This window comes from Amycolatopsis sp. NPDC047767 (genome assembly GCF_040704195.1).
Lineage (GTDB): Bacteria > Actinomycetota > Actinomycetes > Mycobacteriales > Pseudonocardiaceae > Amycolatopsis.
In genome coordinates this window covers 276,373-299,999 of the sequence record NZ_JBEYSJ010000005.1, presented here as the reverse complement: position 1 = coordinate 299,999, position 23,627 = coordinate 276,373, and the positions used below count along the sequence as shown (strand labels likewise).

20 protein-coding genes are annotated in these 23,627 nt (G+C 70.9%); 12 read left to right on the top strand and 8 right to left on the bottom strand.

Annotated features, from left to right (window positions below; translation table 11 throughout):
- Positions 1-3: 3 nt before the first annotated feature.
- Positions 4-510 carry a GNAT family N-acetyltransferase gene (locus AB0878_RS12410; RefSeq protein WP_366579196.1) on the bottom strand — a complete coding sequence of 169 codons (507 nt, stop codon included), beginning with the start codon at positions 508-510 and terminating at the stop codon, positions 4-6.
- Positions 510-3,053, bottom strand: a complete 2,544-nt coding sequence (glgP, locus tag AB0878_RS12405) for an alpha-glucan family phosphorylase (protein ID WP_366579194.1) — start codon at positions 3,051-3,053, stop codon at positions 510-512. The genes AB0878_RS12410 and glgP overlap by 1 nt, the downstream gene beginning before the upstream one ends.
- A gap of 98 nt (positions 3,054-3,151) precedes the next feature.
- Here glgP and AB0878_RS12400 point away from each other — a divergent pair, with 98 nt between their 5' ends.
- Positions 3,152-4,576, top strand: a complete 1,425-nt coding sequence (locus tag AB0878_RS12400) for a neutral zinc metallopeptidase (RefSeq protein WP_366579363.1) — start codon at positions 3,152-3,154, stop codon at positions 4,574-4,576.
- A 76-nt stretch (positions 4,577-4,652) separates the two neighbouring features.
- On the opposite strand, the gene AB0878_RS12395 is transcribed toward AB0878_RS12400, so the two are convergent.
- Positions 4,653-5,399, bottom strand: coding sequence for an SDR family oxidoreductase (locus AB0878_RS12395; RefSeq protein WP_366579192.1), 747 nt, complete (start codon positions 5,397-5,399; stop codon positions 4,653-4,655).
- 88 nt (positions 5,400-5,487) lie between these two features.
- Entirely contained in the window at positions 5,488-6,417 is a 930-nt protein-coding gene (locus AB0878_RS12390) for a tetratricopeptide repeat protein (protein WP_366579191.1), read from the bottom strand.
- 164 nt (positions 6,418-6,581) lie between these two features.
- Here AB0878_RS12390 and AB0878_RS12385 point away from each other — a divergent pair, with 164 nt between their 5' ends.
- Positions 6,582-6,986, top strand: a complete 405-nt coding sequence (locus AB0878_RS12385; protein ID WP_366579189.1) for a hypothetical protein — start codon at positions 6,582-6,584, stop codon at positions 6,984-6,986.
- Positions 6,987-6,990: 4 nt separating this feature from the next.
- On the opposite strand, the gene AB0878_RS12380 is transcribed toward AB0878_RS12385, so the two are convergent.
- A complete protein-coding gene (locus tag AB0878_RS12380) occupies positions 6,991-7,296 on the bottom strand; it encodes a thiamine-binding protein (RefSeq protein WP_220237532.1) in 306 nt (101 codons plus the stop codon).
- 87 nt (positions 7,297-7,383) lie between these two features.
- Between AB0878_RS12380 and AB0878_RS12375 the strand changes: the two genes are divergently transcribed.
- On the top strand, positions 7,384-7,884 hold the full coding sequence (locus AB0878_RS12375; RefSeq protein WP_366579187.1) for a MarR family transcriptional regulator: 501 nt from the start codon (positions 7,384-7,386) through the stop codon (positions 7,882-7,884).
- Positions 7,885-7,948: 64 nt separating this feature from the next.
- On the opposite strand, the gene AB0878_RS12370 is transcribed toward AB0878_RS12375, so the two are convergent.
- The 3 genes from AB0878_RS12370 to AB0878_RS12360 all read right to left on the bottom strand — a co-directional run bounded on the left by AB0878_RS12370 (position 7,949) and on the right by AB0878_RS12360 (position 14,335).
- A complete protein-coding gene (locus tag AB0878_RS12370; protein ID WP_360600889.1) occupies positions 7,949-8,320 on the bottom strand; it encodes a DUF3817 domain-containing protein in 372 nt (123 codons plus the stop codon).
- A 302-nt stretch (positions 8,321-8,622) separates the two neighbouring features.
- A complete protein-coding gene (locus AB0878_RS12365; RefSeq protein WP_366579185.1) occupies positions 8,623-11,022 on the bottom strand; it encodes a GH92 family glycosyl hydrolase in 2,400 nt (799 codons plus the stop codon).
- Between the two features lie 76 nt (positions 11,023-11,098).
- Positions 11,099-14,335, bottom strand: coding sequence for a GH92 family glycosyl hydrolase (locus tag AB0878_RS12360; RefSeq protein ID WP_366579184.1), 3,237 nt, complete (start codon positions 14,333-14,335; stop codon positions 11,099-11,101).
- Between the two features lie 322 nt (positions 14,336-14,657).
- On the opposite strand from AB0878_RS12360, the gene AB0878_RS12355 reads away from it, so the two are divergent.
- From AB0878_RS12355 to AB0878_RS12315, 9 genes are all read left to right on the top strand, one after another.
- Positions 14,658-15,641, top strand: a complete 984-nt coding sequence (locus AB0878_RS12355; RefSeq protein WP_366579182.1) for a LacI family DNA-binding transcriptional regulator — start codon at positions 14,658-14,660, stop codon at positions 15,639-15,641.
- On the top strand, positions 15,638-16,675 hold the full coding sequence (locus tag AB0878_RS12350) for a class I mannose-6-phosphate isomerase (RefSeq protein ID WP_366579180.1): 1,038 nt from the start codon (positions 15,638-15,640) through the stop codon (positions 16,673-16,675). The genes AB0878_RS12355 and AB0878_RS12350 overlap by 4 nt, the downstream gene beginning before the upstream one ends.
- 5 nt (positions 16,676-16,680) lie before the next feature.
- Complete coding sequence (locus AB0878_RS12345; RefSeq protein WP_366579178.1) at positions 16,681-17,445, top strand: ATP-binding cassette domain-containing protein; 765 nt, start codon at positions 16,681-16,683, stop codon at positions 17,443-17,445.
- Complete coding sequence (locus AB0878_RS12340; RefSeq protein WP_366579177.1) at positions 17,442-18,488, top strand: ABC transporter permease; 1,047 nt, start codon at positions 17,442-17,444, stop codon at positions 18,486-18,488. Before AB0878_RS12345 ends, AB0878_RS12340 begins: the two co-directional genes overlap by 4 nt.
- Before the next feature lie 46 nt (positions 18,489-18,534).
- Complete coding sequence (locus AB0878_RS12335) at positions 18,535-19,536, top strand: ABC transporter substrate-binding protein (protein ID WP_366579175.1); 1,002 nt, start codon at positions 18,535-18,537, stop codon at positions 19,534-19,536.
- 107 nt (positions 19,537-19,643) lie between these two features.
- On the top strand, positions 19,644-20,702 hold the full coding sequence (locus AB0878_RS12330) for a histidine kinase (protein ID WP_366579173.1): 1,059 nt from the start codon (positions 19,644-19,646) through the stop codon (positions 20,700-20,702).
- Entirely contained in the window at positions 20,699-21,454 is a 756-nt protein-coding gene (locus AB0878_RS12325; protein ID WP_366579171.1) for a LytTR family DNA-binding domain-containing protein, read from the top strand. The genes AB0878_RS12330 and AB0878_RS12325 overlap by 4 nt, the downstream gene beginning before the upstream one ends.
- Before the next feature lie 7 nt (positions 21,455-21,461).
- Entirely contained in the window at positions 21,462-21,812 is a 351-nt protein-coding gene (locus AB0878_RS12320) for a hypothetical protein (protein ID WP_366579169.1), read from the top strand.
- Positions 21,813-21,837: 25 nt separating this feature from the next.
- Positions 21,838-23,580, top strand: coding sequence for a cation acetate symporter (locus tag AB0878_RS12315; protein ID WP_366579168.1), 1,743 nt, complete (start codon positions 21,838-21,840; stop codon positions 23,578-23,580).
- Positions 23,581-23,627: the final 47 nt, after the last annotated feature.

Here is a 23,627-nt window from a genome sequence, read left to right as displayed (position 1 = left end):
GGCTCACGGGCCGGATTCGCCGAGGGGGATCCAGTAACGCAGCACCGGGCCGTGTTCGGTGTCCCGGCACTCTTCCCTGACACCGCCGAGGCGCTCGATCGTCCTCGCCGAAGCGACATTGCCGGCCTCGCAGACGAGCAGCACGCGGTCCATCCCGAGTCCACGCGCCTGGTCGACCATGCGGCCCAGCGCCCAAGCGGCCAACCCGCGACACCGAGCGGAGGGCCGGATGCCGAAGCCGAGGTGGCCGACGTCGCGGACGACGTCGTCGAACCCGTGCCGCAGCGCGATTCCGCCGAGCACCCGGTCGTCCTCGACGAGCCACCGGTAGGTCACCCGGTCCGACTCGCCGGTTAGCCGCGCCACCCAGGTCGCGAACCCCGGCGGCGAGCCGACCTCATCGGCAGGCACCAGCCCGAAACCGTCTTCGTGGCTGCCGGGGCCCCACTCGGCGTGCGCTTCGAGCCAGGCTCGGTGCAGCCGGGTGGTGGGGGCGATCAGGGCCGGCACTAGGCGAGGACGACGCGGGCCAGTTCCGCGGGGCTCGCCAGCAGGGGGTGCTTCGGCAGCACCCGCACCGTGTAGCCGACCGAGCCTGCGCGGGGCAGGCGCAGGGACGCGGAGAACGCGCCGATGCCGTCGCCCTGCATCGGGACCGTGACGGTGTCCGTGAGTTCGTCGCCGTCGCCGACCTGGCCGACGACGGCCTGGATGTCCACTTCGGACGGGTTCAGGCCGGCCAGGTCGATGCGGGCGCGGACGGTGACCTCGGTGCCGACGACCAACCGTGAGGAGTGGTCGTAGAGCAGCTCCGAGTCGAAGATCCGCACGCGCGGCCAGGAGACTTCGAGCTTGGTGCGGTAGTCGGCGAGCGACAGGGCGCCCGCGTAGCCGTCGCCGACGGCGGCGGCGACCATGCGCGACGCGGGCAGGTAGCCGGAGTCCACGTACTCGCGGACCATGCGCGAGGCCTGCACGCGCGGGCCGAGCGTTTCCAGCGTGTGCCACACCATCGACAGCCAGCCGGAGGGGACGCCCGAAGCGTCCTTGTCGTAGTAGAGCGGCGCGATCTGCTGGCCGAGCAGGTCGTAGAGCGCGGCGGCCTCGAGGTCGTCGCGGCGCAAGGGATCCGTGACACCGTCGGCGGTGGGGATGGCCCAGCCATTGGAGCCGTCGTAGCACTCGTCCCACCAGCCGTCGCGGATGGAGAGGTTGAGGCCACCGTTGAGCGCCGACTTCATGCCCGACGTGCCGCACGCCTCCAGCGGCCGCACGGGGTTGTTGAGCCACACGTCGCAGCCGCGGTAGAGGTAGCGGGCCATGGACATGTCGTAGTCGGGCAGGAAGACGATGCGGTGGCGCACGGCGGGGTCGTCGACGAACCGCACGATCTGCTGGATGAGCTGCTTGCCGTTCTCGTCGGCGGGGTGCGACTTGCCGCCGATCACGATCTGGATCGGGCGCTTCTCGTCGAGCAGCAGGGCACGCAGGCGGTCGGGGTCGCGCAGCATCAGCGTGAGGCGCTTGTACGTGGGCACGCGGCGGGCGAAGCCGACGGTCAGCACGTCCGGGTCGAACACGCGCTCCGTCCAGCCCAGCTCCAGCGCCGAAGCGCCACGCTGCATCCACGCCGCCCGCACGCGCCGGCGCACCTCGGCCACGAGCTTCTCCCGCAGCTCGCGGCGCAGCTCCCACAGCTGCTGGTCGGTGACGCCGTCGCGCAGCGAGCTGTCCGGCGTGCGGCCCTCGTGGCCGAACTCGTCGTGGTTGCCGCCCAGCAGCGCGCTCAGCTCGCGCGCGACCCACGTCGGCCCGTGCACGCCGTTGGTGATGGACGAGACGGGCACCTCGTCGTCGTCGAATCCGGGCCACAGGCGGGAGAACATGCGCCGGGTGACGCGGCCGTGGAGCTCGGAGACGCCGTTGGCGCGCTGCGCGAGCCGCAGCCCCATGTGGGCCATGTTGAACAGGCCCGGGTTGTCCTCCGCGCCGAGTTGCAGCACGCGGCGCACGTCGATGTCCGGCACGAGCCGGCCGTCGGAGAAGTAGCGCTGTACGAGGTCGACGGGGAACCGGTCGATGCCGGCGCTCACCGGTGTGTGCGTGGTGAACACCGTGCCCGCGCGCACGGCCGGCAGCGCCTCGTCGAAGCCGAGCCGGTCGGCCTGGATGATCTCGCGGGCGCGCTCGAGGCCGAGGAACCCGGCGTGGCCCTCGTTGGTGTGGAAGACGTTCGGCTGTGGGTGGCCGGTGAGCTCGCAGAACTTCCGCACGGCCCGGAAACCGCCGATGCCGGCGAGGATCTCCTGGCGGATGCGGTGGTCGGCGTCGCCGCCGTAGAGCCGGTCGGTGACGGGGCGCAGGTCCTCGTCGTTGGTCTCGATGTCGGTGTCGAGCAGGAGCAGCGGGATGCGGCCCACGCGGGCGCGCCAGATCTGCGCGTGCAGCGTGCGCCCGCCCGGCATGGCGACCTCGACGAGCACCGCGTGCCCGCCGTCGGTGACCAGCTCCAGCGGGAACGCGTTGGGGTCGATCACCGGGTAGTGCTCGACCTGCCAGCCGTCGAGCGACAGGCTCTGGCGGAAGTAGCCCGACCGGTAGAGCAGCCCGACGCCGACCATCGGCACGCCGAGGTCCGAAGCCGCCTTCAGGTGGTCGCCTGCGAGCACGCCGAGGCCGCCCGAGTAGTTGGGCAGGGCCTCGGTGACGCCGAACTCCATCGAGAAGTACGCGACGGCCGCGGGCAGGCCTTCGTCGGTACGCCGCTGGTACCAGCGCGGCTCGGTGAGGTACTGCTCCAGCCCCGCCGCCGCTTCGCGCGTGCGACGCAGGAAGTCCTCGTCCACCGACAGCTCTTCGAGACGCTCGGGCGGCAGCGCGGTGAGCATCCGCAACGGGTCGCGGATGGCGTTGAAGAGCTCGGCGTCCATCGACGCGAACAGGTCGCGAGTCGGTGGGTGCCACGTCCAGCGCAGGTTCGTCGCGAGCGCGCCAAGGCCCGCTAGCGATTCCGGCAGGCTGGCTCGGACGGTGAACCGGCGGACAGCACGCATGGTCAGCGACCATATCGGGCCGCCGGTCCCGGCGCTCGTGACCCGTTCGGGGATAACGCTCACATCGGGCACACCCGCTGGGTAGGGTCCCGGGCGTGATGAGGCGAGGGGGAGCGCTGCTGGCGCTCGCGGTGGTGGCCGCGCTGGGCGCGGCGGCGTGCGGAACTGGTTCGGCCGGACCGATCACGCCGGGGGCCGGCAACGTCGCGGGCCTGCCCGTGACCCACTTCGACAGCGGCCTCAAGAGTGGCGCGCCGAAGCCGAACCTGACCGTGAAGAACGCCGAGGGCGGCCAGGACGACCAGCTCGCCACGGCCGCGATCGCCGACGTCGAGGCCTACTGGGGCGAGGCCCTGCCAACCGACTTCGGACAGGACTTCAAGCCCGTGACGTCGCTGCTGTCCTACGACTCGCGCACCGACACCGAGAACACGGCGTGCGGCAGCGTGAAGAAGCTCGTGAACGCGTTCTACTGCTCCGCCGACGACTCGGTGGCCTGGGACCGCGGCGTGCTGCTGCCGATGCTGCGCCAGCGCTTCGGGCCGATGTCGGTGGTCACCGTGCTGGCGCACGAGTTCGGCCACGCGATCCAGTACCGGCTCGGGCCGAAGGCCGGCATCACGAAGAGCACGCCGAGCGTGGTGAAGGAGCAGCAGGCCGACTGCTTCGCGGGCAGCTACTTCCGCTGGGTGGCCGAGGGCAAGAGCAAGTACTACCAGGTGTCCACGGCCGAGGGCCTCGACCAGATCATGGCCGCGATGTTCTTCATCCGCGACCAGGCCGGCACGAGCGCCACCGACCGCCAAGCCCACGGCACCGCGTTCGACCGGACGTTCGCGTTCCAGTCCGGGTTCGAGAAGGGCCCGAAGGAGTGCGCGGGCATGAACGCGCAGAACGTGCAGGAGCGGCTCACCGAGCGGCCGTTCGACAGCGGCGACAAGGGCAAGGGCGACGCGAAGATCTCCGAGCAGACCCTCGCGCTGCTGAAGTCGAGCCTCGACTCGGCGTTCGGTGGTGCGGGAGTGAAGGCGCCGACGATCGTGCCCGGGAGCGGCAGCTGCTCGGGTGGGCCGTCGACCCCGCCCGCGTCCTACTGCCCGGCCGACAACACGGTGAACATCGACGTTTCGCGGCTCACGGCGCTGGCTCAGCCGGTGGACGAGGAGGCCGAGGCGTCCGGGCAGCAGAGTTCGGGCCTGGGCGACTTCGCGGCGTTCGCGGAGGTGGCGTCCCGATACGCGCTGGGGATCCAGAAGGGCGTGGGGGCTTCGCTGGACAACCCGAACGCCGGGCTGCGGACGTCGTGCTTGGTCGGCGCCTGGGCGGCGTTCACGAACCGGCCCGGCTCGCTGCGTCTGTCCGCCGGCGACCTCGACGAGGCGATCGCCGATCTGCTGCGGCCGCAGGGCCTGGTGTCGGCGGACGTGAACGGCAAGCGGCCCGACAGCGGTTTCGACCGAGTCGAGTCCCTGCGGCGGGGGTATCTCGAGGGGTCTTCGGTCTGTTCGAAGCAGTACGGCTGACCCGATTTTCCACCCAGGCTGGAAAATCGGTGTGGCCGGAATTTCCAGGAATGCTGGAAACGCGCCTGGCCGAGGTTCAGCCGAAGCCGGGTGCGTCCCAGGTGACGCCGTTGTCGTCGCCGAGCAGGTGGTCGAGCAGCCCCGCCGCGGACGCCTCCGGGGTGATGAGGACGCCGTTTTCGTACGCGTCGGCGAACCCGCGGCGGACGGGTTCGGCGAGGCCACGGCCGAGGTCGCCCCGGATTTCCGTCTGCATCGCGGTGTCGACCATGCCCGGCTGGTAGACGTTCACGGTCACGCCCGTGCCCGCGAGCTCCGCGGCGAGGTTGCGGCTGTGGGCTTCCAGCGCGGCCTTGGTCGTGGTGTAGGCGTTGCCGCCGATGAGCGAGCCGGGGTGCGTGGCGACGCCGCTGGAGACGTTGACGACGCGACCCCAGCCGCGGGTGAGCATCCCGGGCAGCAGGCCGAGGGTGAGCGTGACCGGCGCGGTGAGGTTGGTCGCGATCGCGGCCGCGAAATCGGCCGGGTCGACCTCGGCCGTGGGGGCGACGGGCCGGGTCACGGCGGCGTTGTTGACCAGCACGTCGACCGGGCCGGCCCCCTCCACGAGCGCGGCGACTTCGGCGGGACTGCCGAGGTCGGCCGGGATGACCCGGGTGGGGCCGGCGGCGAGCTCGGCCGTCTTCGCGAGCTCCGCCTCGGAACGGGCGACGAGGACGACTTCGGCGCCGCGTTCGGCCAGGCCCAGGGCGAGGGCGCGGCCCAGTCCGCGACCGGCGCCCGTGACCAGGGCGGTTTTTCCTCGCAGGCTGGAGATGCGCACGTCCGTGAGGCTAGTGGAGCACGATCGTTTCGCCGCCGGACGACGAAGGCCCCCGATCGCGGATCGGGGGCCTTCGTGGTGGAACGGGTCAGAACAGGGCGCTCGCCAGGTTGCGGCGGGCCTTCATCACGCGCTCGTCGGCCGGGTCGAACAGGTCGAAGAGCGCGACCAGGTGTTCGCGGACGCGGTTGCGGTCGTCGCCGGCGGTGCGGCGGACGGTGTCGATCAGGCGGGTGAACGCGGCTTCCACGTCCTGCTCCGCGATCTCCAGGTCGGCGGCCGCGAGCTGGGCGTCGAGGTTCGACGGGTCGGCGTCGGCCTTGGTGCGGGCGTCCGGGTCGGCCGCTTCGGCGCGGGCGGTGAACTTGACCTGGGCCAGGGCGTTCTTGGCCAGCTCGTTGGCGGGCTCGGCGTCGAGGATGCGCTCGTAGGCGGCCTGCGCGGCGGCGAAGTCGCCCTGCTCGAAGGCTTCCTCGGCCTCGGTGAAGCGCGGGTCCTCGGGCTCCTCGATCGGGCCGCGGACCTCCTCGGCGGCGCGGATGCCGGGGAGCTTGTCGCGCAGGGCGTCGAGCAGCGCGTTCAGCCACTTGCGGATCTCGGGCTCCGGCAGGGCGCCGGAGAACGCGTCCACGGGCTGGCCGCCGCCGATCGCGACGACGGTCGGGATCGACTGGGCGCCGAACAGCTGCGCGATGCGCGGGTTGGCGTCCACGTCGACGCGGGCGAGCACCCACGCGCCGGCCGCTTCGGTGGCGAGGCGCTCCAGCACGGGGCTGAGCTGCTTGCACGGGCCGCACCAGTCGGCCCACAGGTCCACGAGCACGAGCTGGTTGAGCGAGCGCTCGACGACGTCGGTCTGGAACGTGGCTTCCGTCACATCCATGATGACGTCCGACGGCGGCGCGCCGCCCCCGGCCGGCGCCGCACCCGCGGGCGGCGCGGGGGGCTGGCTCCGGGACGCCTCGGCCCGGGCCTTGAGCGCGGACAGGTCGACCGCGCCGGACAGTGCGGCGGACATGGCCGCTGAGTTCGCTGCAGATCCGCGTGGGTGTGTCACGCCCTCCATCCTGGCACGGGGCGGCGGGACATTTCACCGCCGGTGCCCGGGTGGCGCACTCGCGCCGCGATTGGCAGGAGCGCCCGGCTCGGGCATGCTCACGCGGAAAGATCAGGGAGGCCGTGATGCTGAGCCGGCGCAACGCCACCGTGGCGGTGGCCGTCGGGGTGGGCGTGGCGTGGGTCGTGGCGATCACGCTGCTCATCGCGAACCAGCCGGACCCGGGCGCGCCCTCGCCCGTCGCCCTGCGGGACTCGCTGCGCAGCGCCCTGGTCGCCCGCGACTCCGGCGGGCTCGAAGACCTGCTCGACTACCCGGGCTCGGGCGCCTCCGACTTCGCCGACGACTACGTGGCCGTGCTCGGCGAAGAGGACGTGCGCGACATCGCCGTGCAACTCGTCCCCGACGACCACGCCCCGACGCGCGCGGTGGTCAGCGGGGTGACGCACGGGTCGCGGTTCACCTACTCCCTGGCGGTGACCAGGGAGGAAGGCCGGTGGACCGTCGCGTTCACCCCGCCGCTGCCGTAGGCGCTCAGTCCTCGCGCAGGTGCGCTTCCACGCGGTCGACCTTCGCGGTCAGCTGGCCCGTGTCGTAGCCCGGGCGGATGTCGGCCTTCAGCACGAGGCCGACGCGCGCCGACCCCTCCCCCGCGGCTTGCACGGCCTGCTTCACGACGGCCATCACCTCGTCCCACTCGCCTTCGACGTTCGTGAACATCGCGTTCGTGGAGTTCGGCAGGCCGCTGTCGCGGACGACCTTCACGGCACGGGAGACGGCCTCGCTCACCCCGGCGTCCGGGTCGCCGCCGGAGGGGCTCACGCTGAACGCGACGATCATGTCGGGATCCTTTCATCAGAGGAAAACAATGGCGGCTGAGCAGGGCGATCGCCGTCTTCCGGGTACCCGCTGGTAACTTCGTTTGTCATGAACCGACCGCTGCCGTTCGACCCGATCGCCCGTGCGGCCGAGCTCTGGGAGGACCGGATCGGTCCCGCCGGAACCATGGCCGCGGTCACCGGTCTGATGCGGGTGCAACAGATCATCCAGTCGGCGGTCGACGGCTCGCTCAAGCCGCACGGCCTCACGTTCGCCCGCTACGAGGCGCTCGTGCTGCTCACCTTCGCCCGCAACTCGCGGCTGCCGATGCGGGTGATGGGCGAGCGGCTGCAGTTGCACCCCACCAGTGTCACCAACATAGTCGACCGCCTCGAGCGCGACGGGCTCGTGAAGCGCGTGCCGCACCCCACCGACCGGCGCACGACGCTGGTCGAGATCACCGACGACGGCCGCGCGCGCCGCGAAGCCGCGACGGCCGCCGTGACGGGCATCGACTTCGGGCTCACGGGGCTCACCGAGCGGCAGGTCGAGCAGCTCACCGACCTGCTCACCAAGGTCCGCCGCTCGTCGGGCGACTTCAGCGAATAACGCCGGAACGCGAGACGGGCCCGCACGACACGAGGTCGTACGGGCCCGTCGAAAAGCGGGGAACTCAGGCGTTGACGGTCTCCGGCACGCGGGACTCGAACAGGCCGACACCGCCGTGGGTCAGGCGCTGGGGGCCGTCGAGGCGGCCGTTGCGCAGGGCCCACTTCTCGAAGATCCAGGTGAACAGCGGCGGGATGCTGGACAGCAGCGCGAGCACCAGGGTCTTCGGGCGCCAGCCGAGCGGCTTGGCGACGGACAGGGAGACCACGACGTAGAGCACGAAGATCACGCCGTGGACCATGCCGATGACGGGCACGCCGCCCTCACCGGAGGAGTGCACGACGTACTTGAGAAACATCCCGATCAGCAACGCGGCCCAGGACAGGGCTTCGGCGACTGCGGCCACGCGGAACACGAGAGCGGCCTTGCTGGACACGACTTTCCTCCTGTGCGTCACACGGGTGCGTGCTGCCTGCACACACAAAAACGCGTCCGGCGCACTGTCCAAGGGGGACTACCCGCTTGACGTCAACAGCACTGTCGGACGCGTATGACACCAGTGTGAGGCGTGACGGCCCTCACCGGAACACCGGGGCCCGTGACTATCCTCACGGACCCTCCCGAATATGGTCTGGACCACTGCGGGAAACCGTGGGGAAATGCCCGGAAAACCGTGAAGGCCCCTTCCCGGTCTCGCATTCCGGGAAAGAGCCTTCACGGATAGTCCTCAACCGGACACTAACCGGCACACGGTGACGGCGGCGCCGACGAAGGTGATGTTGCCCACGTGGCCTGCGCGGCGTCGGCGGTCAGCGTGAAGTCCAGTGTGGTCCCGCGCCGCAGCTGCTCGACGCTCACGTAGGACTTGTCCGAAGGCTGCGCCTGCCGCCCGTCGCCCACCTTCAGTCCGCGGACGTACTGGAGCTTCGCCCCGTCGGCCCCCGGTGCCTTGATGGTGACCGAACGCCCGTTCTGCAGGTGCAGCACGGACTTCGCGAACTGCGGCGCGTTGAGCACGAAGTTCCCGGTACCGGGTACGGCCGGGTAGAGGCCGAGCGCGCTGAAGACGTACCACGCCGACATGGTGCCGAGGTCGTCGTTGCCCGTGACGCCGTTGGGGGCGTTCGTGAACAGCGTGTGGGCCGCGCGCACCACCGCGGAGGTCTTCCACGGCTGGCCGGTGAGCGTGTACATCCACGGCGAGTGCAGGTCGGGTTCGTTGTTGGGGTTGTAGCGGAACTGGTTGTAGTACGAATACGGACCGACGACCCATTCCTCGCGAACGGTCTTCGCCGGGTCCTTCACGAGGTCGTCGTAGGCGAAGAAGTCGTCGAGGCGCGCGTGGGTGTTGTCGGCGCCGCCCATCTCCTTCATCAGGCCGGGCACGTCCTGCTGCACCAGCCACTGGTACTGCCACGCGGTGCCCTCGTGGAAGCCGTCCTGGCTCTGCGGGCTGTAGGCCTGGCCCGCGGGCGTGAACCAGTCGCCGCCGGAGACCTTCGGGCGGAAGAAGCCGGTGAAACCGCGGTCGGTCACGGTCGGGTCCCACAGCGTCTGGTACGTGCGGCCCTTCGCGGCCAACGCGGCCGCGTCCTGCTTCTTGCCCAGCGCGGCGGCCATGGCCGAGAGCGAGCAGTCGCCGAGCGCGTACTCCAGGGTGGCCGAAGCGCCGTGGTTCGGGTCGGTGTCCTGGCCCTTCTTCGGGAAGTTCGGGTCGTACTGCACGAACCCGTCGGCCTGGTAGCTCGCGTTGCCCGAGCGGCCCTGGAACGGCGAGGACGCCGGCGGGATCTGCTGCGAGTTCTGCAGCAGCGCCTCGTACGCCTCGACTTCGTCGCCCTTCAGCGCGCCGAAGCGCCACAGGTCGACCAGGAACGGCGTGACCGGGTCGCCGGTCATCGTGTTCGTCTCCTGGCTCGCGTACGCCCACCGCGGCAGCCAGCCGCCCTCCTCGTGGATCGCGAGGATGCTCTTCGCGATGTCGCGCGCCCGGTCGGGCTTCAGCAGCGCGAGCAGCTGGTTCTGGCTGCGGTAGGTGTCCCACAGCGAGAAGAAGTCGTAGTACGTCCAGCCGATCGCGCGGTGGATCTTCTTGTCGAAGCCGTAGTAGCGGCCGTCGGCGTCGTTCGCGGTGAGCGGCTGCAGGAACGCGTGGTAGAGCGAGGTGTAGAACACCGTGCGCTCATCGGGCGTGCCGCCGGTGATGTCCACACTGGACAGTTCCTGGCGCCACGTGCGCTGCGCGTCGGCCTTCACCGCGTCGAACGGGCGCACGCGCGAGGCGGCGAGGTTCACGTCGGCGCCGTGGGCGTCCACCTGGGAGATCGACGTGGTGGCCGTGATCTGGTCGCCCTTCGGGAAGGTCAGCCACGCGCCGCGCAGGCCCGCGCCGCCTTCCGACGACTTGCTGCCGGGCGTGCCACCCGTCGGCGACCAGGTGCCGTAGCTGGAGAACGGCTTGTCGAACTTCGTGGTGAAGTACGTCGTGTAGGCCTTGCCGCCGCAGAAGGCCTGCGACTCGACGGTGCCGGAGATCGTGTGGTCGTCGACGATCCGCACGCTGCTGCCGGTCACGGGCTCCTTGGCGTTGGCCTGCCCGACGTTCACGAACACGTTGGCGGGACCGGACTTGTCGAACGTGTAGCGCTCGACGCCGCTGCGCGTCGAGGCCGTGGTCTCCACGTCGACGCCGCCGTAACCGGTCAGGTGCACCTTGTAGTAGCCGGGTTTCCCGACCTCGCCGTCGTGGGTGTAGGGCGCGGCGTAATTGGCGTTGTCGAAGGTGGCGGGCTTGGTCGTGTCGAAGGCCGCGCCCGGGCCGACGTCCCCGGTGGTGGGCAGGGTCTGCACCAGGCCGCCCTGTTCCCAGCAACCCGCGCCGGACAGGTAGAAGTGGCCGAAGCCGCGGATCGCGGTGTCGGTGTAGAGGTAGCCGGCGTAGTGCGTGGTCGACGGTGAAACCTGCACCATGCCGAACGGCGCCGAGGCGCCGGGGAACGTGTTGCCCTCGTCCTGCGTGCCGATGAACGTATTCACCGACTCCAGCGCGTCGGCCGGTCCGGCCGAGGCCGTGACCGGCGTGAGGCCGGCCGCCACGACGGCGAGCGCGAGCGCGCCCGCCAGTGTTCTGCTCCTCATCGAGCTCCCTCCCGAAACGGGTCCGTGGAGGACCCCTCGGACGAGGAGCCCTCCACGGATCACGGACTGGCGAAGATCAGCCGACAGCGATGGCGAAGATGTGCATCACGCCGCCGCTGACGTTCGACGGCAACGTCACGCTCGCCACCGTCTTGCCGGCGTCGAGGGTGATCGGCGCGGTGCCGAACACCATCGTGCGAATCTGCTGCGGGTCGGTGCCCGAAGCGTTGCGGTACGGCGTGGACAGCACGATCCGGTTGCCGAACGACGGCTGCGCACCGCCGCCGCCGAGCGTCCAGTCGGACACGCCGACCGTGGCGGTGGACGTGGTGCCGTCGGTGTAGGTGATGGTGAGCGTGCCCTGCGCGTTGCCGTTGGAGCCGGCGCCGAGCAGCTCGAGCCGGCCCGAGCCGGTCACGGTCACCTTCTGGCCGTTCGCCACCACGTTGTCGGGGTCGCCCGCCGGGAACGAGGGCCAGGTGAAGTTCAGCCCGTCGCTCGTCACCGTGCCGCCCGGCTTGGCACCGGCCGCGGCCAGCGCGTCGGCCGAGTAGCTCCAGCCGCCGCCGTCGAAGTTGGCCTTCGTCGAGTCGGAGTCGGGCGAGATGCCAGCGTTGTCCACTGTGGCCAGCCAGCTGCCCGGCTGAGCCACGAGCACCGTCAGCACGGCCTCGGTGCTCGCCAGCCCCGGCGCGGAGAACGTGACCGGGATGCGGCGGGCGCCGTCGGCGGTGCCCGCGGGGACGGTGACGTTGACCGTGGCTTGCGCCTTGCCGTTGGCCGGCACGGCGACCGAGCCCGACGCCGGCGACAGCGTGATGCCGTCGGCGCTGCCCGCGGTGTAGGTCCACGTCTTCGCGGTGCCGGACAGGTCCTGCACGCCGACGCTCGCCGTCACGGTCGAGCCCGCCGGGGTCACCACGCGGGCCGGGTTGGCGAACGCGAGGCTCGGCTTCTCCTGCTCGCGGAACGACGGCGGGGCGTCGGCCGCCGCGGCGCCCCACTGGGTGGCCGTGGCCGAGCGGGTGAAGTCGAGCGTGCCGCCGGTCGAGATCAGGGCCTCGGGCAGCCACGCCTTGGTGGCCGCACCGCCGTTGACCTTCAGCGAGCCGACGTAGTCACCGGTGCCGGGCGCGTTGATCGTGATCTTCTTGCCCGCGCCCGTCGTGAGCACGGCGTGCTCGAACCGCGGCGTGGACAGCAGCACCTCGGCGCGGCCCGGGATCTCCGGGTAGACGCCCAGCGCGGACCACACGTACCAGGCCGACATCTGGCCGAGGTCGTCGTTGCCGATCAGGCCCTCGGGACGCGGGTTGTAGAGCTCGTCCATCGACCGGTGCACGATGGACTGCGTCTTGGCCGGGGCACCCGCGTACGAGTAGACGTAGGGCGCGTTGGAGTTCGGCTCGTTGCCCATGAACGCGTACGGCAGCTGGGTGCCGGCGTTCAGCTGCGTGAAGAAGGTGTCCAGCCGCGACTGGGTCGCCGTGTCGCCGCCGAACGCCGAGACGACGCCGCCGAGGTCGTAGGGAACCATCCACTCGTACTGCGCGCCGTTGCCCTCGACCCAGCCCTGCGAGCTGGCCGGGTCGTACGTGCCGGCGAACGAGCCGTCGGCGTTGCGCGGCTGCAGGTGGCCGGTGCCCGGGTTGTAGAGGTTCTGCCAGTTCTGCGCGCGCTTCATGAACGTGGTGTAGGTGGCGCTGTCGCCGAGGCGCTTCGCGAACTGCGCGATGGCGAAGTCGGCGCTGGTGTACTCGAGGGTGTCCGCGCCGGCGCCGGGTACGTAGCCCAGCCGCATGTAGTCGGCGAGGCCGGGCCGCTCGGTGTAGCCCTGGGTGGGCTGGGTGGCGCCCTTGATCATCAGCAGCAACGCCTTCTGGGCGTCGAAGTCACGCGCGCCGAAGGCGTAGGCGCTGGAGACGATGATGTGGTACGGGTCGCCGTTCATCACGCCGGTGTAGTCGTTGGCCACGGTCCAGCGGTCCCACGAGCCGCCCTGCTCGGCGTAGGCCATCATCGAGCGCACGATGTCCGACGTCTGGGCCGGGTCGATCGTGGCCAGCAGCGGGATCTCCGAGCGGTAGATGTCCCAGCCGGAGAAGTTGGTGTACATCGCGTGGCCCTTGTCGGCCTTGTGGATCCGGCCGTCGAAGCCCGGGTAGGAACCGTCTACATCGGAGAACACGTTCGGCTGGATCAGCGAGTGGTACAGCGACGTGTAGAACGTCGTCATGTCCGCGTCGGCGCCGCCGCTGACGGCGACCTTGCCGAGCTGGTCGTTCCACGCCTTGCGCGCGCCGGCCGCGATCTGGTCGAAGGACTTCTTGCCGTTGTTCTCGGCCTTCAGGTTCGCCTTCGCGCCGTCCACGGACACGAACGACAGGCCGACCTGCACGTTGACCTGCGCGCCGTTGAGGTTCGCGAAGGTCACGTAGCCGCCGCTGCCGGGGCCGCTCACGGTGGTGTCCTGCGTCTTGGCCTTGGCCGGGCGGGCGATGGCGGCGTTCACGCCGTTCGGCTGCGCCACCTTCGCGCGAGCCCCGCCGGTCTCCGACGTCTTGCCGGGCGTCACCGCGCCGTTCTTCCACGTGCCGATCGAGGCGAACGGGGTGTCGAACTTGGCCGAGAAGTACACGCGGTAGGTGTTCTGCGCGCCGCAGAAGCGGCCGCTGGTCGCCCAGCCGCTGATGGTGTCCTTGCCGATGGTGATCGACGCGTCGTCGGTGCCGTTGACCGAGCCGGACGTGTTGACCAGCAGCGTCGAGGACGCGCCGGCGGGGTAGGTCAGGCGCGCGGAGCCGGTGCGCTGCGTCGCGCTCAGCTCGACCTTCGCGCCGCTGTCGAGGGTGACGTCGTACTCGCCCGCGGTGGCGTGCTCGTTGTCGTGGCTGAACTTCGACGTGTAGTGGCCCGGGTCCGTCGCGGGCGAGGTGCTGACCTCGCCGACGTACGGGATGAACGGGATGTCCTCGTACGTCGAGCAGCCGGCACCCGAGAGGTGCGTGAGGCTGAAGCCGGTGAGGGCGTTGTCGTCGTAGAAGTAGCCGCCCGGCTGCGACTTCACCGTGTCCGGGCTCCACTGCACCATCCCAAACGGCGCCACTGCGCCGGGGAACGTGTTGCCGGCACCGCCACCGGTGCCGTGGTCCTCGCCGCCCGGCCGGGTTCCGACGAAGGGGTTCACCCACTTCGCGAAATCGGTGTCCGGGGCTTTCGCCGCCACGGCCGCGGTGGCCGGCGCGACCGCCGCCACCACCGCCGTGGTCAGGAAGATCAGTCCGGCTCTCCAGCGCGCTCGCGCCATCGCCATCGCCTCTCCAGTCGTCGGCGCGACTCGGCCGTCAGGGCCGCTCAGGAGTGGGATGACAACCTTGTCGCGCACACCGTCGATGCGGGCAACCTTGGGCAATCGTTCACGAAAACGTCAAGTCGTGCGTGGAAGCCTGTCTGGTTCAGGACACAGTGATCAGCCATCTGCCTCACAACTTTCGCAGGCTGAACCCCGTTCGGCGCGAAGCGGGCATTGACAGCGACCCGGCCTGTGGTGTGCAATCTGCGCCACTATGACAACGTTGTCTCCTCATGGCCGGGAAGCGGACGGGCTTCCCCGCCCGGCGAGCCGACGGGCCACGATGAGCGATGTGGCCCGGCTCGCCGGCGTCAGCATCAAGACCGTGTCCCGGGTGGTCAACGACGAGCCCGCGGTCCACCCCGACACCGCCGAGCGCGTGGTGGCGGCCATCGAGCAGCTCGGGTTCCGGCGCAACCTCGGCGCCCGCAACCTGCGTCGCGGCTCGACCACGGGCACGATCGGCCTCATCGTCGAAGACGTCGGCAACCCGTTCTACTCCGAGCTCAACCGCGCGGTCGAGCGCATCGCCACGTCGTTCGGCCGCCACGTGCTCACCGGTTCGTCGGAGGAGAACTCCGACCGCGAACGCGAGCTGGCGCTGGAGTTCTGCGCGCGCCGGGTCGACGGGATCCTCGTGGTCCCGGCGGGCATGCAGCACGGCTACCTCGTGCCGGAGATGCGCGCGGGCACGCCCGTGGTGTTCCTCGACCGCCCGGCCGGCGACATCGTGGCCGACACCGTGCTCGTGGACAACCTCGGCGGCACCATCGACGCGGTCACGCACCTGGTGCGCCACGGGCACCGCCGGATCGCGTTCCTCGGTGACAGCCCCGACATCTTCACCGCGGCCGAGCGGCTGCGCGGCTTCCGCGAAGGCTGCGTGCGCAACGGCGTCTCCTACGACGAGAGCCTCGTGGTGATGCGCACGCCGACGCCCGAGACGATCGCCCACGCCGTCGCGACGCTGCTGACGGGTCCGTCGGCCGCGACGGCGGTGATCGCGGGCAACAACCGCGTGGCCGTGCACCTGCTGCGCGCCCTGGCCCACGCCGAGCACCGGCCCGCGATGGTGAGTTTCGACGACTTCGAGCTGGCGGACCTGCTGGACCCGCCCGTGACGGTGGTCGCCCACGACGTCAGCGCCCTGGGGCACGCGGCGGCAGAGCTGCTGTTCGCGCGGATCCAGGGGGATCAGTCCGCACCCAGAAAGGTAGTCCTGCCCGTGCATCTTGTCGCCCGTGGTTCCGGTGAGGTCACCCCGTGAGCACGCACCTCGAACCGATCCGGCTCCCGGCCAACCAGCCGCCGCAGTTCTACCGCGGTGGCGACGCGATCGCCGCGCTGCGCGGTGCCACCGGTACGGACTCGAAGTTCGGCCCGGAGGACTGGGTCGGCTCCGTCACCACGATGTTCGGCCAGGACACCAACGGCCTCACGAAGCTCCCCAGCGGCGTCTGGCTGCGCGACGCCGTGCGCGAGAACGCCGAGGCGTGGCTGGGTGCCGCGCACGTGGCCAAGCTCGGCGATTCCACCGGCTTGCTGGTGAAGCTGCTCGACGCGGGCCAGCGGCTGCCCGTGCACTTCCACCCGAGCGACTCCTTCGCGGAGAAGCACTTCGACTCGCACTTCGGCAAGACCGAGGCGTGGATCGTGGTGGGCACCTACGGCGACGACCCGCGCGTGTACCCGGGTTTCAAGGAGACGGTGAGCAAGGCGACCGTCGCCGAGTGGACCCGCGAGCAGGACGCGCCGAGCATGCTGGGCGCGCTCAACAGCGTGCCGGTGCAGGCCGGCGACACCGTGTACATCCCGGCCGGGCTGCCGCACGCGATCGGCGAGGGCGTGTTCGTGGTGGAGCTGCAGCAGCCCACCGACTTCTCGCTCACGCTGGAGTGGCGTGACTTCCTGGCCTCGCCGGAGAAGGGCCACCTCGGCATCGGCTTCGACACCGCGATCGAAACGCTCGACACGTCCGGCTGGGACACCGAGCGGCTCACCACGATCGTGAAGCACACCGCCGAGGACAAGGCCACGTCGGTGGACCTGCTGGCCGCGGGTTCCGACGAGTTCTTCCGCGCCGACCGCGTGCAGCTGACCGGCGGCTCCCTGGCGTTCGACCCGTCGTTCTCCGTGCTCGTGGTCCTCGACGGCGCCGGCACGCTGCGCACGGAACACGGCGGCGAGTTCGCCCTGGCCAAGGGCGAGACCTACGTGGTGCCGTTCGACGCCGGGCAGGTCGAGGCGTCGGGCTCGCTCACCGCGATCCGCTGCCGCCCGCCCGCACCCGAGAAGAGGTAGGCCTCATGAGCGAGATCCTGCTGGACGCGGTGGACCTCACGAAGCACTACGGCTCGGTGGAAGCCCTCCGCGGCGCTTCCTTCCAGGCCCGCGCGGGCGAGGTCACGGCCCTGATCGGCGACAACGGTGCCGGCAAGTCGACGCTCGTGAAGTGCCTTTCCGGCGCCGAGCAGCCGACGTCCGGCAGGATCCTGCTCGACGGCTCCGAAGTACACCTCGACTCCCCCGTGGCCGCACGGCGGCTCGGGATCGAGACGGTGTACCAGGACCTGGCCGTCGCTCCCGAGCTCGACCCGGCGGCGAACCTGTTCCTGGGCCGGGAAATCCACCGCAAGGGTTTCCTCGGCAAGCTGGGGATGCTCGACAAGCCGGAGATGCGCCGGCAAGCCGTGGCGGAGTTCCAGCGTCTCGGCGTGACGCTGCAGAGCACCGACGTGCCCATCGGGTCGCTTTCGGGCGGGCAGCGCCAGAGCGTGGCCGTGGCGCGGTCGGTGGTGTGGGCGTCGAAGGTCGTGTTCATGGACGAGCCGACGGCCGCGCTCGGGGTGGTGCAGCGAGAACGCGTGCTCGACGTGATCAAAAAGGTGCGCGACAAGGGCATCGCCGTGGTGCTGATCAGCCACAACATGCCCGAGGTGCTGTCGGTGTCCGACCGCATCGAGGTGCTGCGGCTGGGCAAGCGCGTGGCCCGGTTCGCCGGGGCGGACACGAAGCTGGAAGACCTCGTGGCGGCCATGACCGGCGCCCTCGTGCAGGAGGAGGCCGCGTGAGTACTCCTACCAAGGACATCCAGACCACTGTGGACGGTGGGTTCGGCAAGGTGCCGCTGGGCAGGCGGCTCGTGGGCGCCAACACGTTCTGGATCGCGCTCGTACTCGTGGCGCTGATCATCGTGTTCACCGTGCTCGCGCCGGCCGAGTTCGCGACGTTGTTCAACCTGCAGACAACGCTGATCGAGACGTCGGTGCTGCTGGTGCTGTCGGTGGGCATGACGTTCGTGATCATCACCGCCGGCATCGACCTGTCCGTGGGCTCCGTGCTGATCTTCGCCGGCATGGTGGCCGGCAAGACGATGGAAGCACTCAGCCCTGGCGGCAACGCGACCAGCGCGGGTTGGGGCGTGATCTTCGCAGGGCTGGTGGCCGCCGTGGTCGCGGGCACGGTCTGGGGCCTGATCAACGGCTGGCTCATCGCCGTGGCGAAAATCCCTCCGCTGATCGTCACCCTCGGCACGATGGGCGCCGCGCTCGGTGCGGCGCTGCTGCTGAACAGCGGTTCGGACGTGCGCAGCGTGCCGACCGCGTTGAACAAGACGCTGGGCTACGGCACGTCGTTCGGCGGGGTCCCCAACCTCGTGCTGGTGGCTGTGGTGATCACGCTGATCGGCGCGTGGCTGCTGCACACCACGAAGTTCGGCCGCTACACGTTCGCCATCGGCTCCAACGCCGAAGCGGCGCGGCGCTCGGGCATCGGCGTGACGGCGCACCTGCTCAAGGTGTACACGCTGACCGGGTTCCTGGCCGGGGTGGCCGGGTTCCTTTCGCTGGCCTACTACTCGTCGACCACGGTTTCGGCGCACACCACGGACAACCTCAACGCCATCGCCGCCACGGTGATGGGTGGCACGAGCCTCTTCGGCGGGGTCGGTTCGGTGCTGGGCACCGTGATCGGCGTGTTCATCCCGGCCGTGCTGAAGAAGGGCTTCAACATCACGCACGTGCAGGACTTCTGGCAGATGATCGCGGTCGGCGCCGTGCTGATCGCCGCCGTGTGGTTCGACCAGCAGCGCCGGCGGCGCCGCAACTCCCGCTGACTCCCCAGGTTCCCCCGGTTTCCGAGAGTACAAAGAGGTGCTGACGATGAAACTGACCAAGACCCTGATCGCGGCCGGCGCGCTGGCGTCGGCGGCTTCGCTGGTGGCTGCGTGCGGCTCCGGGCAGGTGGGCCAGAGCGGCGGCTCCGGTACCTCTGCGAACAACACGATCACCACCAAGAAGCTCGCGCTCGTGCCGGGGGTGCAGGCCGAGCCGTTCTACATCTCGATGCAGTGCGGCGCGCAGGACGAGGCCAAGAAGCTCGGCTACGAACTCACCACGCAGGCCCCGCAGAAGTTCGACGCCGCCATGCAGACCACGATCGTCAACGCGCTGGGCTCCAACCCGCCGGCCGCGCTGCTCATCGCGCCGACCGACGACCAGGCGATGCTCGCGCCGATCCAGCAGGTGAAGAACCGCGGCACGAAGATCATCGAGGTCGACACGGCGCTGCAGGACAAGAGCGTGGCCGAGTCGTCGATCTCCTCGGACAACACCGCGGGCGGCAAGCTCGCCGCGCAGACCATGGCGAAGCTCGCGGGCGACAAGCCGGGCTCGGTGCTGATCCTCGACACCATCGCCGGCACGTCGACCACGGCGGCGCGCGCGAAGGGCTTCGAAGACGAGCTGAAGAACCACCCGAACCTCAAGTCGGCCGGCATTCAGTTCACGCAGAACGAGCCGGACCAGGCCGCGTCCAAGGTCACCGCGGCGCTGGCGTCGACGCCGGACCTCATCGGCATCTTCGCGACCAACCTCAACACCGGTGAGGGCGCGGCGACCGGCCTGCGCAACGCGGGCAAGATCGGCCAGGTCAACCTGGTCGGCTTCGACGCGAGCCCGTCCGAAGTGGACGGCCTGAAGAAGGGCGAGTACCAGGCCCTGATCGCGCAGGACCCAGCGGCGATCGGCACCCAGGGCGTGCAGCAGGCCGTGGCGGCGCTGGAGGGAAAGCCCGTGACGCGGACCCTCACCGCGCAGCTGCACTCCATCACCAAGGACGACATGGACGCGAACTCGCAGTACTTCTACAAGCAGAGCTGCTGAGCGACCCGAGCGCGGCGAAGGGGACTTTCCCGCGCGGAAAGTCCCCTTCGCCGCGTTCGGGGCTAGGATCTACTCCCCCAGACTCCGTCGCCGAGGGGAGGCCGCCGATGACCGAGGGTGTCCGGCTGCCGTGGCGCTCCGCCGCGCGCGCCGACCCGGTGCCGGTGCTGGCCGCGGCGCGCAAGGTCACCGACGACCTCATCGACGGCCTCGCCGGCACCCACGCCCGGCGCGCGGCCCACGGGCTGCGGCGGCTGTTCGGCGTGGCCGGCCTGGGGCTCACGGACCTGTCGGGATCGCTGCTGTGGTCGGGCCGGCCGGGGCCGGACGCGACCGTGGCCCACGTGCTCGACGAGGTGCTGCACAGCGAGGAGCCCGCGGTCGTCGACGGCGTGGAGGCGGTGCCGCTGCACGTCCACGACGAGCTGGCCGGCGCGTTGCTCGTGGTGGGCGCGCGGGGTTCGGAGGTGGTGCGGCAGGCGGCCGACGTGGTGGTGCAGGCCCTGGAACGCGGCCGGCTCGAGGCGTCGGCGGACCAGGCGGCGCAGGCCGAGCTGCGGGCGTTGCGGGCGGAGATGTCCCCGCACTTCGTGTACAACGCGCTGACGGTGATCGCTTCGCTGGTGCGTTCGGAGCCGGACCGGGCGCGGGACCTGATGCTCGACTTCGCCGACTACACGCGCTACAGCCTGGCGCGCCACGGCGAGTACACCGTGGTGGCCGAGGAGTTCCGCGCGGTGGAGACGTACCTGGCGCTGCAGCGCGCGGTGCTGGGCGAACGGCTGAAGGTGCAGGTGCGCGTGGCGCCGGAGGTGCTGGCCGTGGCCGTGCCGTACCTGGTGCTGGAGCCGCTGGTGGAGAACGCCATCCGCCACGGCATCGAGCCGCGCGCGACCACCGGGCTCGTGCAGGTCCACGGGCAGGCGGAAGGGAACGACTGCGTGATCAGCGTGGAGGACGACGGGGTCGGCATGGACCCGAAGCTCGCGGCCGACATCCTCGCCGGCCGCGTCGCCGAGGGCGGCGGCCTGGGTCTGGCCAATGTGGACAGACGACTGCGCAACGTCTACGGCGCCTGGTACGGGCTGACCGTCGAGACCGAAGTGGGTGCCGGCACGCGAGTGGTCGTGCGGGTCCCGAGGTTCCAGCCGGGGGTGCTGCCGTGAGCGGGCTGCGGGTACTGGCCGTCGACGACCTGGCGCCGGCCCTGGACGAGCTGTGCCGGATGCTGCGCGAGGCCCCGGAGGTCAGCGAGGTCGTGGGCGCGGGTGATGCGCTGCACGCGCTGAAGCTGTTGCAGGCGGACCACTTCGACGCGGTGTTCCTCGACATCTCCATGCCGGGCCTCGACGGGCTGGAGCTGGCGACCCTGCTGGCTCGCCTGTCGGAGCCGCCGGTGATCGTGTTCGTGACCGCGCACGACGGCCATGCCGTGGCGGCGTACGGCATCGGCGCGGTGGACTACCTGCTCAAGCCGGTGCGGACGGAGCGGCTGGCGGCCGCGTTGGCGAAGGTCGTGCGCATGGCGCCTTCGGAGGCCCAGCGCGCGGTGCCCGACGCGATGGCCGCCCTCCCGGTCGACGCGGGCGGCCGCACGCGGTACGTCCGCCGCGACGACGTGCTGTTCGTCGAAGCCCACGGGGATTACGTCCGCCTCCACACCCGCGGTGGGGTGCACCTGGTGCGCATGCCGATCTCGCGGCTCGAGGAGTACTGGGAAGGGACCGGGTTCACGCGGGTGCACCGGGGTTACCTGCTGTCGGTGTCGGCCGTGGTGGAGCTGCGCAGTGACACGACGGGCGGGCTGCTGGCGCACACGCCCGTCGGGGATGTTCCGGTGAGCCGGCGGCACGCGCGCGAGCTGCGCGACCGGTTGCTGGAGGCGGCGCAGCAGGGACAACTGGGGTCGTCTTGGTGAGGGGCGCGTGAGCCGGGTCCGGCGGGTCGCCGTGATGAGCCCGCAGACGCGCCTCGCCCGGTCCCGCCGGCAGGCGCGCGGGCGGTGGCGCATGCCGCGGCTGCGCGCGTCCGACGCCGAACGCGCCGCCGCGCTCTACCGCGCGCAACGCAAACGCGGCATCCCCGCGCTGGTCGCCATGTTCGCGCTCGTGCTCGGGCTGCCCGCCGTGTTCGCCGTGGCGCCGGGGCTGGACGCGGTGCGCGTGTGGGGCATTCCGTTGTCCTGGTTGATGATCGCGCTGCTCCCCTACCCCGTGATGGCCGGGCTGGCCCGCTGGCAGCTGCGGCGCGCGGAGAAGGCCGAGGACGACCGATGACGGCCCGCGCGAGCGGGGTGCGCTGATGGACCTCGCGCTGGCGGTGACTCCGGTCGTGCTCATCACGCTGCTCATCGGCGTGCGCGGGGTGGCCGCGATGCGCACGACGTCGGACTTCCTGGTGGCGTCGCGGCGGATCTCGCCGTTCGTGAACTCCGCGGCGGTGTCCGGGGAGTACCTGTCGGCCGCGTCGTTCCTCGGGGTGGCGGGGCTCGTGGTGAAGGACGGCGTCGGCGCGCTGTGGTACCCGGTCGGGTTCACGGCGGGCTACATCGCGATGCTCGTGCTCGTCGCGGCGCCCATGCGGCGCTCCGGGGCGCTGACGGTGCCGGACTTCGCCGAAGCGCGCCTGGCCTCGCCGGCGCTGCGCCGGATCGCGGCGGTCGTGGTGCTGGTGATCGGCACGATCTACGTCGTGCCGCAGTTCCGCACGGCCGGGCTGGTGCTCACGGCCGTGGGCGGTACGCCGTACTGGGTCGGGGTGGTCATCGCGGGTACGGCCGTGAGCGTCACGCTGGCGCTGGGCGGCATGCGCGCGGCGACGTATGTGCAGGCGTTCCAGTTCTTCCTCAAGCTGCTGCTGTTCCTCGTGCCCGCGCTGTGGCTCGTGCTGCACGTGAGCGACGCCGACCGCGACGCCGCGCTCACGCCCGTCGAGTTCACCCGCTTCACGCACGAGACGCCGGTGGACTTCGAGCACGACGTGACCGTGGTCCTGCGCGAGCCCACCACCGTCGTCACGGCGACCGGGCCGCGCACGCTCCCGCCGGGTGAGCTGACCGTCCACAGTGGAGAGCGCCTGGTCTTCGCCACCAACGCGCCTGTGCCCGACGTCAGCGACGGCGCGGCGCTCGGCGGCCCCGACTGGCAGCGGCCGCTGCTCGACCTCGACAAGGGCTACCCGCTGCTGGGCACGTGGGCCGTGCTCATCGCGACCATGCTGGGCACCATGGGCCTGCCCCACGTGCTGATGCGCTTCCACACCAGCCCGGACGGCCGCGCCGCCCGCCGGACCGCCGCGATCACCGTGGCGCTGCTCGGCGTGTTCTACCTGTTCCCCGGCGTCTACGGCGTGCTCGGGCGCGTGCTGGTGCCCGAGATCTACCTCTCCGGCGACACGGACACGGTTGTCGTCGCATTGCCGGCACAAGTGGACACCGGCTGGGCCGGCGAGCTGTTCACGGCGCTGCTCACCGCGGGCGCGTTCGCGGCGTTCCTGGCAACGTCGCTGGGGCTGCTGCTGGTGATGTCCGGCGCCATCGCCTACGACCTCATGCCCGGGGGCCTGCGCCGCCTGCGGGTGACCGTCGTGTTCGTCGCGGTGGCGATGGTGGTGCTGTCGCTGCCGTCGGCGCAGCTCGACGCCGGGGTGCTCGTGACGTGGGGCTTCACCGTGGCCGCGTCGACGTTCTGCCCGCTGCTCGTGCTCGGCATCTGGTGGCCGCGGCTCACCGCCGCGGGCGCGATCAGCGGCGTGGTCACGGGGCTGGTCGCGTCGTCCGGCTCGATCCTGTTCGCCCTGGCCGGGCCGCGCCTCGACGGCTGGGTGGCGATCTTGGTGTCACAACCGGCACCCTGGTCGGTACCACTCGCGTTCGGCGTGATGGTGGCCGTCTCCCTGCGCGGCCGCCCGCCGTCGTGGGCCGGCGCGGCGATGCTCCGCCTGCACCTCGACGAGCGAGCGCCCGGCCCGGAGCCGCCCCATTCGTCCGCACCCGCGTACCGCTCGTCGACCGTTCGTCGTGTCGCCCGGCGTTTGAACCGCTGACGCTTCCTCGTGGGCGCTCGCCTCCCTACTGTGGCGCGGACCACAAT

Bases quoted from the DNA above. Each gene is read 5' to 3' on its own strand.
- AB0878_RS12380 (WP_220237532.1), bottom strand. From the start codon at position 7,296: ATGATCGTCGCGTTCAGCGTGAGCCCCTCCGGCGGCGACCCGGACGCC.
- AB0878_RS12355 (WP_366579182.1), top strand. From the start codon at position 14,658: ATGAGCGATGTGGCCCGGCTCGCCGGCGTCAGCATCAAGACCGTGTCC.
- glgP (WP_366579194.1), bottom strand. From the start codon at position 3,053: ATGCGTGCTGTCCGCCGGTTCACCGTCCGAGCCAGCCTGCCGGAATCG.
- AB0878_RS12365 (WP_366579185.1), bottom strand. From the start codon at position 11,022: ATGAGGAGCAGAACACTGGCGGGCGCGCTCGCGCTCGCCGTCGTGGCG.
- AB0878_RS12400 (WP_366579363.1), top strand. From the start codon at position 3,152: ATGAGGCGAGGGGGAGCGCTGCTGGCGCTCGCGGTGGTGGCCGCGCTG.
- AB0878_RS12335 (WP_366579175.1), top strand. From the start codon at position 18,535: ATGAAACTGACCAAGACCCTGATCGCGGCCGGCGCGCTGGCGTCGGCG.
- AB0878_RS12385 (WP_366579189.1), top strand. From the start codon at position 6,582: ATGCTGAGCCGGCGCAACGCCACCGTGGCGGTGGCCGTCGGGGTGGGC.
- AB0878_RS12360 (WP_366579184.1), bottom strand. From the start codon at position 14,335: ATGGCGATGGCGCGAGCGCGCTGGAGAGCCGGACTGATCTTCCTGACC.
- AB0878_RS12315 (WP_366579168.1), top strand. From the start codon at position 21,838: ATGGACCTCGCGCTGGCGGTGACTCCGGTCGTGCTCATCACGCTGCTC.
- AB0878_RS12345 (WP_366579178.1), top strand. From the start codon at position 16,681: ATGAGCGAGATCCTGCTGGACGCGGTGGACCTCACGAAGCACTACGGC.
- AB0878_RS12330 (WP_366579173.1), top strand. From the start codon at position 19,644: ATGACCGAGGGTGTCCGGCTGCCGTGGCGCTCCGCCGCGCGCGCCGAC.
- AB0878_RS12390 (WP_366579191.1), bottom strand. From the start codon at position 6,417: ATGTCCGCCGCACTGTCCGGCGCGGTCGACCTGTCCGCGCTCAAGGCC.
- AB0878_RS12375 (WP_366579187.1), top strand. From the start codon at position 7,384: ATGAACCGACCGCTGCCGTTCGACCCGATCGCCCGTGCGGCCGAGCTC.